This is a genomic window from Nitrospira sp. T9 (genome assembly GCF_052156535.1).
Classification (GTDB): Bacteria; Nitrospirota; Nitrospiria; order Nitrospirales; family UBA8639; genus Nitrospira_E.
On sequence record NZ_JBQKUP010000041.1, the window covers coordinates 542,898 to 558,609 of the forward strand.

Here is a 15,712-nt window from a genome sequence, read left to right on the forward strand (position 1 = left end):
GTTCCTCCATACCTAAATCATTGGCAATGAGTCGGAATTGTTCGAGGGCGGCTTCGAGGTCGTCGATGATTTCTGGAGTGATGACATAACAATACCCTATCTGGTGTTTACTTCTTCAAGCACCCTCATTATTCACGTTAAACAGGCCTGCACGATCGCAGCCTTCAAGGAATGCTTTTTTTAGAAAGTTGCTGTCGGCAAAGGGGCTTGTATCGGCCTGTCGGGTCAATGTTTTCAGATAATCGGCGGGTGCGCGGCCCTCTTCCTTCCATTCGTCAAGGACTTGGGTAAGCCAATACTTTCCATCACTTTCGCAACAGCACTTGGCTTTATACCGTTCTTCAATGCCGTAAACGTCTTTCCAGGTTTCTATTTCCTCACTCAGCGACGCCGGGCCAAATTCAATTTCGATATCGTTGGGCGTCAAATACTCCACATCCGTCTTCTTTAGTTCAATTTGTATATCTATGTGATAGCCGTGGGTAGTGTACGGGTAAAACACTTTTCGTCTGGTGGCCGCAAGGGCTGGATCTTTGGGTGCATACGCTGGGTCTTGGCTGGATTTATAGGTGCTATTGCAGTGATGACATGCAGGGACCAGATTTTTACAATTCATCGAGTTAAAGGGATACAGGGATTTGGGCAAATAATGATCATAGGCTTCCCGTTTCGAGTGGTAGAACCCCTGCATATCGGCCATCCCACAAAAAGGGCATTTTCCTATGAAATTTTCCTTCATGAAATTCTGATAATGGTCGTCGAGGTCGCCAATTTTTGCTTTAAGTGCTGCAAGATTCAGCGAATAGAGCCCTTTAAAGAAAACAGAGAGCTGTTCGCTTAATTCTTGATGAGTTGGAGCGATATCGACGTACCGAGCAATGTTTAAAGTAGGATCATTACCGCACACCTTTTCGATGTCATTATTTGCTTGATACCACTGTTTGAACTGCATAACCTGCGCTGTTGCCAATGTCGCAAAGTGGCCATAGATGCGTTCGACATGGCCAGAAAAAAAGTACGCTCCTTTGGCGTCAGAATAGTAAAAGGTCTCCATGACTTCTTTGAGGTCCACATTAGCGTTAAACAGGTCAAGACAGAATGGCCCATTTCCTGGAGCCTCACACCACACTTCATAAAAGATGAAGTCGATGAATTCCTGCATCTTCTCCATCTGGTGGGGAACATATTTATAGGGAAATAGCATTAGCCTTGTGTATCCATGCTGTCGAGGATGGTCTTGATTAGCAGTACCTTTTCCACCGAATCGCCGAGCTGATGGTTGATATCGGCGATGAGCTGCTCTTTGTTCGCGTTGTCCTCTTCCGAACGAGATCTGAAATCATCAAGCATTGTTTGAGCGCGAAGGCCAATGGTTTCCCGTTTGTCAAAGGTGGCCATGGTGATTTTGTTGATGGACGCGCCTAGGGTGTTGTAGTCGGGGCGGCGCACGGTGACCACGCCATCGGCCTTGTTGAACACCAGCACCTTTTCCGGCCTGCTGTCGGAGATCAGAAAAGGCGTGTGGGTGGTGACCAACATTTCGTGCCCGTCGCTGGCATTGAAACTTTGCTGTAGGCGGGTGACAAAGTTGGCGCGCCAGTCTGGGTTGAAGTGAGTCTCCGGCTCATCCAGCAAAAACAGGCTTTGGCTGTTTTTAAACAACAAGCAGAGGCCCAGGGTGTGCAGCAATTGATGCTCGCCGTCGGAGAAACTTTTCAGTAGGACGGGTTCGTTTACATCGGTCTTAGTCACCCAAAAGTTTTTGAACCGCATGATGCGCTCATCTGAAGCCAGGATTGGCACCGTCTCGCTGACATAAAGGCTGTCGGATTGATAGAGATCTTTTTTGAGATCTTCACTTGCAGAAAACAGGTTGAGCGTCAACAGCACCTGAAATGCCTGGAACAGGGCGATGGGTGAGCGGTTCACCGCAAAGTCGAAGTTTTCACGGAAGACTTCTCGGGTTGCCTCGTTGACGAGGTAATCAAGATAGAGCGTGTCCTCATCCTCGTCCAGGTACCAGCAGGTGGCACATCGTTTCAGGCGATTAATGATTCCATCTATTCTGGGTGAAGCCCTCTCATCCCCCTCCAGCAAACTGGTGAGATTGCATAAAAATTTCTGGTTGCCGTTTTCGCCCTCTCCTGAAATAGATAGGGCGGGATGGAAGTTTACAATTTCAGATACGTTCTCAAATGGGGGGCTCCCCCCACTATTGAATCCAAAAACTTGTTCGGTGGTAATTTCAATTTTTTTCCGGATGATGATGCGGAACTCTCTAAGTTCTTTAATTTTCACATCCTCGCGGAACGATGTAAGCGCGTTATCATCCTGAAACAACAGGATACAGAGCAGAATGGCTTGGCTGAAGCTGCTGTCCAGATACACCAGGCGCGATTCCGGCCGGCCGGGATAGGGCAACTGTTGTTTCAGGGCTTGCCAGTATTCGTCAAACTGGATAAAGCGCATCTTAAAAAACGGTAGGCTCAGAATTTCGTTCTCGCCGGAGGAGTAACCGAGGATGTACTTTGGCAGCAGTTGCCGAGCCAGAGTCTGGCCTGGGGTCAATTCCATTTCGCCTTCCTGCTCTTCAGGATTGAGCAGAAACCACTTGGGCGCTTCACATGGTCGTTTATCGATGCGGACATGGGCTTGTCCATCGTGCCCTCTGACCTTGAGCGATTGCGGCGGGTGGATCAGGTATTCGATCTCGAAGCCATCCGGTGTCGCTTTTTCGCTGTGGAAGCCATAGGGATTAGTGTCTTCGTCATAGCGGAAGCTGTCCGGCAGATTTTCCAGATAGATGCAGTCCAGGTGGTAGAAGATCGCCGCCAGTGCCTCCAGCAGGTTCGACTTACCGCTGCCATTGGGACCGGCACAAACAAATGGAGCAAAACCCTGTTCCTCCTGCAGGTCCCATTCGCTACGGAAATAATACTCGAAACCTGCCTGCAGGCTACGAAAACCCTTGGGGTCGCTAATTTTAAGGCATACCAACCTCATAAAAATTTAGGATTCCGAGTTCGTAAAAAGACTTGATTGCCGAACTTGGGCTTCCCATTTACATAGATGGTATTTCTGGTCTGCTTAAGTTTGTTCAATTGAATTTGCTCGAAAACCCAGGACTTGATGTAGTCATATTCAGCAAGGCCCCATTCCGGTACGTCGTCTTCCGCCTGTTCCCATTGCCGTTGTCGGGCGGCCTCCATAAATTCTTGGGAGGCAAAGGGGGCATCCTCCAAATTTTCTAACCAGGCATTCAGCCACTCATCCATCAGCGCTTTTCGCCCATCAGGAGTTTTCAAGGCCGCCAGATCAATTGGCTTAGGAAGTTCAAAAACAGTTTCTGTTGCGATAGTTTGGAGCGACTCATAGGGAATTTCTACCGTGGTTTCCACCGGCAGCGGCACTCGCGACAAATCCAGCTCGCCCTTAAACGCTTTCTGGCTCAATGCACCATAAAGGCTTTCCAGATCGGTCAGGCTTTGTTGGTAGCGGATCTTAAGGCTCTCGACCCTTTCGACAATGACAGAGAATTGCTTTTGGAGTTCGATTGGGGGAATGGCAATTTCCAGCTTTGCCAATTGTCCCATGCTTACCCTAGTGCGGGTTTGCCCATGCAGAAGATTCGAAACCAAATTCAGGGCACCAGGGTTATTTAATAAACCTAAAATATAATATGGTGATAAATAATTTGGATTTACACGGCACAAAACACAATCCGCTTTGTTAATAGCTATAGGTATGCTCTCTGGCAATAAACAGGCTCTTATGTTTGGGTCGCCCATCGTTCCAATTAAGACATCTCCAGGAATACAGGTGTATTTTTTTAGAACATCTTCATAGTGCCGCTGACTGACATATGCTTTGTCTGAATCGTTAAATTCCCAAACTCCAATATTGTTTAGTCGTACGACTCGGATGCCTTCGCTTTGGTAATGGCTTGATTTCAAATTAGATCCAAACGGTCCGTCAGAAAATTTTAAAGTTACGTCACGAAATGCTTTTTTATCCCAATCCTTCTCATTACGGACGGGGTCGCCAAACATCTCCAGAAAGACGCTTTTGAGCAGGTTGTCGAGTTGTTGCAGGTGTTGTTTGCGACGGGCGATCAGCCCTTCCACCATGCCAAGCAGATGGGCAATCCGCCTTTGGTCGTCAAGCGGTGGGAGGGGAATTTTATGATTTTCAACCCATTTCGAGCTTAGATTTAATTGGGCCACGCCAAATGAATTATTGATGGCTTCTTTTTCAAAATTATCGGAATTCAAGTACTGAAAAAGAAAATGATCGTCTAATTCATCTGACCGTGGACGAATTAGGCCGACACGTTGGTTCAATACCGCAGGTAGATGGTATTCCTGAATTCTGCCTACACGACCAACATTGCCAGTAAGTGAAATTAATATATCTCCGGGTTTCATTTTAAGGTTAGAAGATTTGTCGGCAATCGTCCTAGAAATGAATTTAGGGTCGTTGTCGACAACAACCCCTTTTTGTACATTGGTAATTCTTATAACGCGATAACCGGTATCAACATAATCGCGGCTTTTAAAAGCGTAGCCATTTTTTACATCGCAAAGTGTGGAGAGCTTTTCTTTTCTCATCCAATCATTCCCCGCAACTCCAGTAGTTCCCGCACAATCCCGCTTTCCACCCTAGCTAGATCGGCGTCTTGCACTTCGCCTACTTCCTCCTTCAGTAACCGCTCCAGAATCACTCCTGGCGCTTCATACTCCACCTCTTCAAACACATCCAATTTATAGCGGGAGAGCGACAGGTCGTAATTGTTTTTCTCGTCCGCGATCTCGGCGAGCGGCACCATAAAACACTTCTGCGTTCGGTCGATATCGGTCTCAGGATTGCGGGCGTGGTAATTGGCGACGATATCCTGCAAATCGCCATAGCCCTCCTGTTTGGTGCGCTTGTCGTCCAGCGAATAACCGTCAGCCTGCATCTCATAGAACCAAACGTTTTCCGTCGCCGGTTGCGTGATCTTGTCCTTCGGCCCCCAGACCTTGGTGAAGAGCAGTATGGCCGTGCTGACCCCTGCGTATGGCTTGAACACACCGCTGGGCATGGTGATGACGGCCTTGAGGTCGCAGCGCTCCGCCAGCATTTGACGCAAGGTCTTGAACGCAGAGCCGGAACCGAACAACACTCCTTGGGGTACGATGACGCAGGCGGTGCCCCCCTTTTTCAGCAAGCGGTAGAGATTTTCGACGAACAACAGTTCGGTTTTCGTGGTGGGGAGGGTGAGATCTTCGTTGATGTCGCCTTTGTCGATGCTTCCGGTAAATGGCGGGTTGGCCATGACGATGTCGTACTCGCCCTCCTCGTTGTAGCTTTTGCTAAGGGTGTCCTTGTAATCGATGTTGGGCGCATCGATGCCGTGCATCATCAGGTTCATCAGTCCCAGGCGTACCATGGTGCTGTCGATGTCGTAGCCGAAGAGGGAGCTTTGCAGGATCGCCTGAGCCTTTTCGGTGAGCCCGGCGGCCACCGAGGTACGGACAAATCCGTCCTCATCAGGTTGAAGATCTTTTTTACCTGCCTTTTTCGCCAGATCGGTGACAATGTATTGATAGGCCCCCAGCAAAAAGCCGCCGGACCCGCAGGCCGGATCGCCGATCCGGTGCCCGAGTTGCGGCTGCACCAGCTCCACCATCAGCTTGATGATGTGGCGTGGGGTGCGGAACTGGCCGTTTTTGCCAGCGGTGGCGATCTCGGAGAGGAGCATCTCATAAACATCGCCCTGGATGTCTTGAAAGGCCTGCCCCTTCTCTTGCGAATCTCTCTCCATAATCTCGAAGATTTCGTCGATGGTCTTTACCGCCTCCACCAACAGCATCGGTTTGGGGATGATGAAGACGGCGTTCTTCATGTGTCGGGTGAACGTAGACTCGGCTCCGTTGATGTCCTTGAGGAAGGGGAACACCTTGGTCTGGACGTGCGGGAGCATCTCCTCGGCCTGCATACGCTTGAACTCGCTCCAGCGCAGTGTGCCCTTTTCGATGGCATATTGTTCAGGCTTATCCCGGTCCCGGTATTCCGGCGGAATCCAGACACCTGTGAATTTTGAGGTGTAGGGTTCGCCGGTCCACTCGGCATCGGCCTGCTTTTTCTGATCCAGCTCATCAAGCCGTTTCATGAACAGGAGATAGGTGATCTGCTCGATGGCGGTGAGCGGGTTGGAGATGCCGCCGGACCAGAACTTGTTCCAGAGCTGATCAATTTTGCTTCGGAGTTCGGGGTTGTTTTGGAGCATAGGATGAATTCTTTCTGTGTTTCTTGCCCGCCGTCAGGCCGCCAGGCCATCGGTGAGCTGCAAGATTTCGTTGATCTCTGCCGGGCTGAAGACGCCTCGTATGCCCTGCGGATGAATTACCGTGAAGGGCGCGTTGATGAGGTCTTTCTTTTCCACCTTCTCTCGCTCGATGATGAAGCCCTTGAGCAGGTATAGGAATTCCAGTTGGCGGCTGGACAGGTTGCTGTGTTGCTGGATGAATTGGTCAAAGGCCTCGCTGACTGTTTCAGGGAAGCTTTTTAAGATCGCAATGCCGAGGATGTGGCGAATGAATTGGATGAAGTGCGCCTTGCGGTTTTTATAGGCCTGACGTAAGAGGTCTTCGGTAATGTGCGGGTGCTCAGCATGGAGCAGTTCGACCAGTTCGTTGGCTTCATCAGGGGTGACATCTTCCCCGTTTTTTATTTTCTGCAAGATGGGATTGTGGGCGGTCAATTCGGTGATCATTTCTTCTACCATCTCGCGGTAACGACTAATGCTGACCGACTCGTGCTGCGGGCCGAACGCAACCCGCTCCTTGTTGTGCAGTACGTCGGTGAGGTCGAGATGTACCGGACCGAGGCCGGTCGGCTGCTCGCGGAATTTCATCAATGGACCGAGACGGGTGTTCAGTTCGTCGAGGGCATCTTCCAACTCGTTGGCATCGCTTTTGACCCAGTAGTGGCTTGTCTGGGCGGTACGGATTATATCCTCTTCGGCTTTGACGAAGTTGACCGAGAGGGGCAGTTCGCTGATCTGTTCGATGATGCCTTCTTTGAGGGTTTCCGCCTTTTCCTGCTCTTCACTGAGCTTGGCCAAGGAATACTCCAGTAAATCGCGCTCAAAGCGCATGCCCTTGAAGTCCGCCTCAGAGACCGTACGAAATAGCGGCTTGACCTCGGTACGGAGAAACTCCATGCGCTGGTGGTTCAGGGTAATCCAGAAGTTTTCCTCTTCGAGCTGGGTCAACGCGGCGGAAGCCTCTTTAATGATGACGGAGCTGTGCGGCAGCCGGCTGATTTGCCGGCGCAGTTTGGCGATTTCGCGTTCGGCAATCCGCGCCTGGCCAAGGTCGATAGCTTTTTCAATTTTATCGAGCCGGAGTCCGACAAGCCGTACCGGCAGGGGCAGCTGGGGCTTGAGTTCCTTCCCCTTGGGCCGCAGTTTGAAGTATTCAAAGTTATCCCAGCAATCGAGAATGAGGAACACGTCTTTTTCGGTGCACCAGGGCTTAGGTTTGCTGGTCTCCAGCAGACGAGTGCCACGCCCAATCATCTGCCAGAACTTCGTGTAAGAATAGACCGGCTTGGCAAAGACGAGATTCACAATCTCGCGCACGTCGATACCGGTATCCAGCATATCCACGCTGATGGCGACACGGGGCATTTCCTTGTTGGTAAATTGATCAAGCAGGCCCCCCTTGCCATAGACGCGCGGATCGTCCGAAACCAGGACTTTGGCCAATTCGCCTTTATACTGCGGAAAAAGTTTGTCAAAAATCTCCTCGATGCGGCGGGCATGGGCCATGGTTGAACAAAAAAAGATGGTTTTTCCCGGCAGTACCCCGTTGTGGTCTTTGATGCACTCCTCCATGAACTCTTTCACGATTAGCGCGTTAGTGCCCTTGTTGATGACCTGTTTTTCCAGCTGGGAACCTTCGAAGTTGATCTCTTCGATTTCCTTTCCTTCCAGCAGCAGTTTTTTCTGGTCTTCGAGCGAGATAGTTCGCTTGCAAATGCCTTCTATCTGGAACTTGGTTTGAATTTTCATCACCTGAAACGTGCAGAGGTAGGGCGGCACATGGTTGACTGCTTCTTCGTATGTATAGGCAAACGTTGGGATGCCATCTTCGCAATGGAAGAGGTTGAAGGTATTGTGGTCAATGATGTCGGTTGGTGTGGCTGTTAGCCCAATTGTGGTGGTTTTGAAATAGGCAAGGATTTCGGCATAGGTGTTATAGATAGAGCGGTGACTCTCATCGACGACGATGAAATCGAAGAAGTGGGGCGAGAGGTTTTGTGACTCATCCCTGATGATATTCAGCATGGTGGGATACGTGGCTACGTAGATTCGCCGATCCTTGGCAATGAGTTTTTCTCCCACGTTTGGCCAGCGCGGTTCATTGGGCAAATGTTCTTTGAAAGCTGCCAAAGCCTGTTCTCTGAGTGCGATGCGGTCGACCAAAAAAAGTGATTTTTCCACGTGGCATGCGCGCATGAGGGCGTCAACCATTGCAATACAAGTTCGGGTTTTCCCGGAGCCAGTGGCCATGACAAGGAGAAAGTCGCGTTTTTTTTGTTCAATCCCTTCCAATACGGCACGAATGGCGCGGATCTGATAATCGCGGCCTGCAATGGCCGCGTTGATCAGTTCTTGGGTTAGGGGTTTGCGGTTGCGGCGAATATATTGGAATCGTTCAAGGTCATCGCGAGTGGGGAAACCCACGACTTTGCGAGGTGGGTAATTGTCGAGATCCCAAAAGTAGGTTTCGTGCCCATTGGTATAAAAGCAAAAGGGTAATTCGCCGCCGATTTGTTTCTGAATATTGAAGCAATATTGTTTGGCCTGTTCTCGACCGACGGCCGCATCTTTGCTGGTTCTTTTTGCCTCAACCACGGCAAGGGGCTTGCCGTTTTTAGCCAATAGGACGTAATCGCTAAATTGGTGGCCCTCATAAGGCGTGCGTGGCTCGGCGATCTTTTCTGCCGGAGATGTCAAGATGTCAAACTCCTCAATCACTTGGGAGGGATCTTTGACATTCCAGCCGGACTTTCCAAGCTGGCTATCAATGATTTCTGCTCGGCATTGGGCTTCCGACTTTCCCATGCTTCAACTTCTTAGGTTAGTTATCTTTGCACAATTGGTGTTGTAGGGACATTGGCTAAACATTAGACTCACCGATTGAAGAATTTTTGGAAAAATTCACCTAATTTAACAATAGCTCTTCGAAAAAGTGAGTAGGTACTTTTCGAGCGTGGGAATGAGGCGTTCTATCGTGGGCATAAACCTGCTTGGGGGTAATTCAGGTCGTATCCAAAGTTTTTGGCATGCTGTACCGAGATTGATATCCGGAAATGTACCTCAGACATCCATTTAAGTACAGAAAAAACTTTTGGGTTGAAGGCTTTAGGTTTGTTTCACAAAAATGGGGAGATCTTTTTTGGATTCAATTCAGAGTAAAATTTTTCTCACAAGATTTTTCGGAGAATCGAGGGGGGGGATTGCCGGGTCTCGGCCCCGTAGGGCGAGGTCTCCTTCGACCCGGCTCAGGACAGGCTTTTTGTTTCGGCAAAAGGACCCAAAACCAATGACGCCCCGTCTGGCCGTATTGGAGGGGAGAGACGCTAATCTGAAAAGAGCGGACCAACTCGCTGCGCTCAGACACGGTCCGCAAGGGAAAAGAGCGTCTCTCCCTAGGGCCAGCCGGCAGGCGTCGGAACTAAAGAGTGGAGCCTTCAGGGACTTGTATGAAAGAGAAAGAAGCCCTGGAAACACGGAACGGTGAATAGATGTCGGGGTTTCGTTCCCGAACGACGAGGTCTCCTTCGGCCGGGCTCAGGACAGGCTTTTTGTTTCGGCAAAAGTGGCCAAAACCATTGACGCCCCGTCTGGCTTTTTTGGATGGGAGGGACGCTAACCGGAGAAGAGCGGCCCAACTCGCCGGGCTCAGACAAGGGCCGCTAAATGCGTAGAGCGTCTCTCCCTGGGGCCAGCCGGCAGGCGTCGGGGCAAGGGGCCGCTTGTTGATTGGTGCGTTCGCCCGTTTGGCTAACGTGTGGATGTCTCTGATAAGGAATTAGAGATTCAAATCGGATGGCGGGTCACGAACAGATATTATGCGAGGGTGGTGACTTCGACTTGCAGCCGCTTTTGTTTGGCCTCGTTGACAATCATTTCCAAACGGGCCGCAATATCATCTTGAATCCAGTCGGCACCACACATCGAACAGAGTAAAGCCGGCACACTTCGAACGACGACAATGCCAAACTCCAACTCGGCTGTAAAGGTGGTCGTACCGGGTTTTTTTGTGCCGCCACAGAGCGGGCATTGAGATGGGCGGTGTTGTCGTGTCAACGAGTCCTCCGTGTCGTTTTCATGGGCATGAATATGTTCCATTGAGGCATGTAAGTCAACGATATTTTTGTTTCTCGAGGAGCAGAGAGATTTTCGATGAAGAATGGAGGATGGTTGCCGGGGTTCGTCCCGGCAGCCGAGCCACTTTTGTTTCGGCAAAAGGACCCAAAACCATTTTGGCCGTGGCATGGCCCTTCGGGTGCCCTCCGCGGTTCACCGGCCCCGGTGGCGGGCAAACTCGCTGGGCTCAAACAGTGCCCGCCTTTTTTTCCGGGGCCGGTTGCACTGCTCGGCCATGCCACCAGGCCTGGGGAGCCTCATGGTAGAGAAGGATGGATCCCCGATAACGAATGTCGGGGATGACCGAGGGTAGGTAGACCAAATCGCATGGCTCAAACAAGGTCCGCTAGATGCGAAGAGCGTCCCTCCCTGGGGGCCAGACGGCAGGCGTCGGAAAATAGGAGGAGAATTTTTCAGAGTTCTATTTGAAAAAGGGAAGAGCGCAGCCATGATGGTGATATGGCTTGAAGGGCGAGGTACTGGAAAGTAGATTCCTGCCCCATTTGTGTAAGCCCAAGGGTCTGTTATTCGGCTACGGAATGAATGGAAGCGGGCAGTTTATTTAAGGTTAATTCCTTGAGATGCACCTTGGAGCTCGCATTATCAATATCAATGCCTACCAGATTGCCTGCAGCGTCATAATCCAGGACAATTCCCTCCGAGACTTCCCGGCTTTCTACGCTGGGATGTTCGGTCAGATCTATGTAGAGTGAATCGGTGTCTGGGTAATAGTTCAATTTCATGGTCTGAATCCTCGATCAGGAAAGGCATTGTGAATGGTCACTTTATCGGCAAGTGTGATGACACGTAATATCCGACCATCAAGTTCAGCTATCGGTCCCCAAAATCGAAAACGATTTCCTTCTTGAGGTTCGCTCTTGGATGGATTTTCTACCACTTGAATGCACCAGTCTTTTTTGAGATATGGGCGTTTACGTAATACTTCATTCTCAAAATATTCTGTGAATGTGTAACTCTCCACGCTGCTAACATACTTGGTTTTTCAATGAATGGCTAGTCTTGAGGAGCTCAATTAGGAAAAGTTGTTGAGGGTGGATCTGGGCTGATGAGGCGCGAAAAGCCGGATTCCGGAAAACCATTTTTATTAAGAGAAGGTGGAGAAGGGTGATTTGATGAGGGGGGATTTGGGTGATGTGAGGGGGTTTTTTGCAGGGGATCTGTCTATCAGGAAAGGGAGCGTTTGCTTGGTGCATCTCTTTCTATTTCAGAGGTTTCGGGATTTCGTCCCCGAACGACGAGCCACTTTTGTTTCGGCAAAAGTAGCCAAAACCATTGACCCCCCGTCTGGCCTTTTTGGAGGGGAGGGACGCGAACTTTTTGAAGAGCGGCCCAACTCGCCGGGCTCAGACAAGGGCCGCTAAATGCCAAGAGCGTCCCTCTCGGGGCCAGCCGGCAGGCGTCGGGTCAATGGGCTGCTTGTTGATTGGTGCGTTCGCCCGTTTGGCTGACTTGCAGGTGGTGGGAATGTGGGACCTTTTCAGCCGTCGAGTTTCGATGTGCGGGTTTGAGCTGGGCTCAGATCCTTCGCAGGCCCTTGTCCTGAGCAAAGTCGAATGGATCAGGATGACAATGCCGGGGATGATGGAGGAGGGGAATGGGCTTCGAATGGGAAATGACAAGATGAGTGGGATCTAAATTGCCAATAGAGCCAAAGTTAACAGAGAGTCTTGTCTGTCCTTAAGCCGGCTTTTCTGTTTATGAGGGAGATGGTGTTTACGCATCCCCTTTCCCAGCCATGATCTGGCTATATGTTTCCTTTCCCAAGTACCGCTCCAGCTTTTCACTGAGATCTGGTGAAAGCCGTTCCATGGCGGCGATACGACGGAGTTGTGCCTCCATGTGGGTTTGTAAATCGGTTCGGTGCTGCCTGAATTTTTCGAATGCCCCGATCATTCTTGAGGCTACTTGGGGATTTTTGGCATCCAGTTTCATGAGAAAGTCTGCGACAAAGGCATACCCTGATCCGTCTTCTGCATGAAAACCTTTGGGGTTGGCCTGCGAGAAGGTCCCATACAACGCTCGCATTCTGTTCGGGGTGGGATGTGTGAAGGCGTCATGTTGTGTGAGGGATTTCACGATCTGTAACACATCATCCGCCTGGGATCTGGCAAAGGCTCCGACCCATTTATCCACGACTAACGCATCATGTTTGAATTGATCGTAAAAATGTTGGGCCACGTCATCCCGATAGGGTTGCGCCTCATCCATATTGATGATGATATTGAGGGCCGCATAGCGGTCCGTCATATTGTTGGCCTGGCGATATTGCCTGACGGCCAACTTGGCCACTTCCACATCTCCTGAATGCGATAAATACCCGAGCGCGATATTTTGTAGACTGCGGCGACCGGCATCGGCACGATCATACGGCTTGCCGGGATGATAATTGGTGTTGTACATCTCGAGAAACTCGTCGTGCAGTTGACGACCGAGCGTTTCTAAGAAGGTCTTCCGAACCGCGATGATGGCATGCGGATCAATGACCTCTCGCTGCGGCGCGATTTCCTGGTAGACGGGCAGACTTAAGGCGAGACTCTTGAGTTCCCGGTCAATGTCGGGGCGTTGCAGAATCCGACGAAACGAATCCAGAACATCGTCGCCCACGAGGATGTCTTGTCCGTGTTCATAGCGATCCACCTGCGCCATGAGATTCGTGGTCAGGAATCGATTTCCTGCCTCCCACTGATTGAATCCGTCCCGGTCATGGACCATCAGATGTCGCAATTGGTCGTCGGTATACGGAGCCTCCAGATTGACCGGAGCCGAAAAATGCCGGAACAGCGAAGGGACCGTATGCGGTGGGACCTTCTCAAAGGTAAAGGTGTGCGTCGCCTGTGTGAGCTCAAGGACCCCCTGAACCACATCCTGCCCGTCAGGACCCACCAACCCGAATTTCACCGGGATGTGTCTGGGTTGCCCGTTTGACTGATTGGTGATCGTGGGGACCTGCTGCTCGAGCGTGAGTGTGAAGTTTTTGGTCGCCTGATCATGGGACCACCGGGCTGTGACCTTTGGCGTTCCCGCTTGGGTATACCACAGCATGAACTGGGTGAGGTCCCGACCGGAGGCCTCCTCCATGCAGCGCACCCAGTCTTCCACGGTGACGGCTTGCCCGTCGAACCGTTCAAAATACATATCAGACGCTTTGCGAAAATCTTCCTTCCCCAAGACGCTATGCAACATCCTGTTGAGTTCAGCTCCCTTGTTGTAGACGGTGGCGGTGTAAAAATTATTGATGGTGACAAACTGATCCGGTCTCGGTGGGTGCGCCATCGGCCCCGCATCCTCGGGGAATTGACTCATACGCAGGATTCTGACATTGGCAATGCGATTGACGGCTTGTGACCCCATGTCACCGGAAAATTCCTGATCTCGAAAGACGGTCAACCCTTCTTTCAAACATAACTGAAACCAGTCCCGGCAGGTCACCCGGTTGCCGGTCCAGTTGTGAAAATATTCATGCGCCACCACCCCTTCCACGCCTTCATAGTCAGCATCGGTGGCCGTATCGGGATGCGCCAGCACATACTTCGTGTTGAAGATATTCAGGGATTTGTTTTCCATGGCCCCCATATTGAAATCGTCCACGGCGACAATATTGAACAAGTCGAGATCATATTCACGACCATATACGTCTTCGTCCCATTTCATGGCTTGTTTCAGCGAGGCCATGGCATGCCCGAGTTTATCGAGGTCTTTAGGTGCCGCATAAATACACAACATGACCTGACGACCACTTGCGGTTACGTAGGTATCATCCAGGCAGGCGAGATCCCCTGCGACCAGGGCAAACAAATAACTGGGCTTGGGGAAGGGATCTTCCCACACCGTATAATGACGCCCATTTTCGAGTTGCCCCTGATCGATGAGGTTGCCGTTAGAAAGCAGGACCGGGGCGGCTATTTGATCGGCAATAATCCTGGTGCTGTAGGTTGCCATATTGTCCGGGCGGTCAGGGAAGAAGGTGATCCGCCGGAATCCTTCCGCCTCGCATTGCGTGCACCAGTTGCCTCCTGATTTATAGAGGCCTTCCAGTGCCGTGTTTTGTTCAGGATGAATTCTGACCAGCGTTTCTAGCGTAAAGGCATCCTGCGCGGGCTGGAGCGAGAGGGATGTGCGATCAACCACGTAGCCTTCTGCCGGATTGCCTCCCTTTGCGACAGACTGATTATTCTGTTTGACTTCCAGCAATTCGAGTTCTTCGCCATCGAGCACCAGCGGGTTGGCATGATTCCCGTTTTTTTTCACCTGTAAGACGGCGCGGACCAACGTCTCTCCCTCGCGTAAATCCACCGTCAGGTCCACATGGGTCACCCAGTAATCCGGTTGTTGATAATCTTTGAGGTATGTCACGGTATTTACTTCAGACACGGCATCATCTCCATTGGATTGTGAACAAAAATATTAAGATCGCGTTTCAATAACATTCATGGGAAAAGACGGAGGGGATGAATGAGAAACCCTCATTGACCATTCACCCCTGTTCCCGGTCTCTTTTAGATTATACCCCCAAGGGCCTCTCTTGCGTCGAACCGGCTGAGGCATCATCCCATCCGGAAATTTTGTGGCCATGGGATGGGTGTTGAGGGAATCGGTTTGCATGCTGAAATCGACATCGGCCTTCCGATCTCTAGAATATGGGGAGCCACTTCTCAGTGAGACTTCGCTTCATGTTGTAACCTTTTATAGGCTCTCCCGTCATGCATTGGCACTTCCCTGTGTCCAGTTGGTCATGCCCGCCAGGGCATTGACGTGTCGAACACGTTCTCCCGCCAAAAATTTAAGCCGGGCCGCAGCCAGAAATGTGTAGCTATGGGATGGTGGGATGTGTGGCTTTCAGAGATGCGAACATTTGCTTGACTACTTGGCCGATGATTTCTCAATCACGATACCGTGTCCCTTTTCTTCGATCAAGTCCATACAAGGCACAATGGGCCGTCGCACCCTGGAGTATAACCCCACATCCACTCCAATAGTTGAAAACGGAAGGAAGAGCTTGGGGTATGAGGCGAAGGGGGGCGTGAGTAGGTTTTTTGATGGAAGTTTGGGCCTCCGGGGTTTCGTCCCCGGACGACGAGTCCCTTTTGTTTCGGCAAAAGGGACCAAAACCATTGACGCCCCGTCTGGCTTTCTGGGAGGGGAGAGACGCTAATCGGAGAAGAGCGGCCCAACTCGCGGGGCTCAGAGAAGGGCCGCTAGATGCGAAGAGCGCCCCTCCCGGGGGCCAGCCGGCAGGCGTCGGAAGCAAAAGACGAAAGTTTCACGGACCTA

At 51.0% G+C, this 15,712-nt stretch carries 10 protein-coding genes; 1 reads left to right on the forward strand and 9 read right to left on the reverse strand.

Going from position 1 to position 15,712, the window contains the following annotated elements:
- Positions 1–115: 115 nt before the first annotated feature.
- The 8 genes from ACTRXD_RS19310 to ACTRXD_RS19345 form a co-directional block, all read right to left on the reverse strand.
- Positions 116–1,204: an HNH endonuclease gene (locus ACTRXD_RS19310; protein ID WP_442433405.1), complete on the reverse strand. Its 1,089-nt coding sequence runs from the start codon at positions 1,202–1,204 to the stop codon at positions 116–118.
- Complete coding sequence (locus ACTRXD_RS19315) at positions 1,204–3,003, reverse strand: restriction system-associated AAA family ATPase (RefSeq protein ID WP_442433406.1); 1,800 nt, start codon at positions 3,001–3,003, stop codon at positions 1,204–1,206. Before ACTRXD_RS19315 ends, ACTRXD_RS19310 begins: the two co-directional genes overlap by 1 nt.
- The gene (locus ACTRXD_RS19320) at positions 3,000–4,607 is read right to left on the reverse strand and encodes a restriction endonuclease subunit S (protein WP_442433407.1); all 1,608 of its coding nucleotides are present in this window, start codon (positions 4,605–4,607) and stop codon (positions 3,000–3,002) included. Before ACTRXD_RS19320 ends, ACTRXD_RS19315 begins: the two co-directional genes overlap by 4 nt.
- Positions 4,604–6,268, reverse strand: a complete 1,665-nt coding sequence (locus tag ACTRXD_RS19325; protein ID WP_442433408.1) for a type I restriction-modification system subunit M — start codon at positions 6,266–6,268, stop codon at positions 4,604–4,606. The genes ACTRXD_RS19320 and ACTRXD_RS19325 overlap by 4 nt, the downstream gene beginning before the upstream one ends.
- A gap of 33 nt (positions 6,269–6,301) precedes the next feature.
- On the reverse strand, positions 6,302–9,112 hold the full coding sequence (locus ACTRXD_RS19330; protein ID WP_442433409.1) for a type I restriction endonuclease subunit R: 2,811 nt from the start codon (positions 9,110–9,112) through the stop codon (positions 6,302–6,304).
- Between the two features lie 1,008 nt (positions 9,113–10,120).
- On the reverse strand, positions 10,121–10,549 hold the full coding sequence (locus ACTRXD_RS19335; protein ID WP_442433410.1) for a type II toxin-antitoxin system MqsA family antitoxin: 429 nt from the start codon (positions 10,547–10,549) through the stop codon (positions 10,121–10,123).
- A gap of 395 nt (positions 10,550–10,944) precedes the next feature.
- Complete coding sequence (locus tag ACTRXD_RS19340) at positions 10,945–11,163, reverse strand: DUF2283 domain-containing protein (protein ID WP_442433411.1); 219 nt, start codon at positions 11,161–11,163, stop codon at positions 10,945–10,947.
- Positions 11,160–11,402, reverse strand: a complete 243-nt coding sequence (locus ACTRXD_RS19345) for a hypothetical protein (RefSeq protein ID WP_442433412.1) — start codon at positions 11,400–11,402, stop codon at positions 11,160–11,162. The genes ACTRXD_RS19340 and ACTRXD_RS19345 overlap by 4 nt, the downstream gene beginning before the upstream one ends.
- Before the next feature lie 446 nt (positions 11,403–11,848).
- Here ACTRXD_RS19345 and ACTRXD_RS19350 point away from each other — a divergent pair, with 446 nt between their 5' ends.
- Positions 11,849–12,076, forward strand: coding sequence for a hypothetical protein (locus ACTRXD_RS19350; RefSeq protein ID WP_442433413.1), 228 nt, complete (start codon positions 11,849–11,851; stop codon positions 12,074–12,076).
- Between the two features lie 78 nt (positions 12,077–12,154).
- On the opposite strand, the gene pepN is transcribed toward ACTRXD_RS19350, so the two are convergent.
- Positions 12,155–14,812, reverse strand: coding sequence for an aminopeptidase N (gene pepN / locus ACTRXD_RS19355; RefSeq protein WP_442433414.1), 2,658 nt, complete (start codon positions 14,810–14,812; stop codon positions 12,155–12,157).
- Positions 14,813–15,712 lie beyond the last annotated feature (900 nt).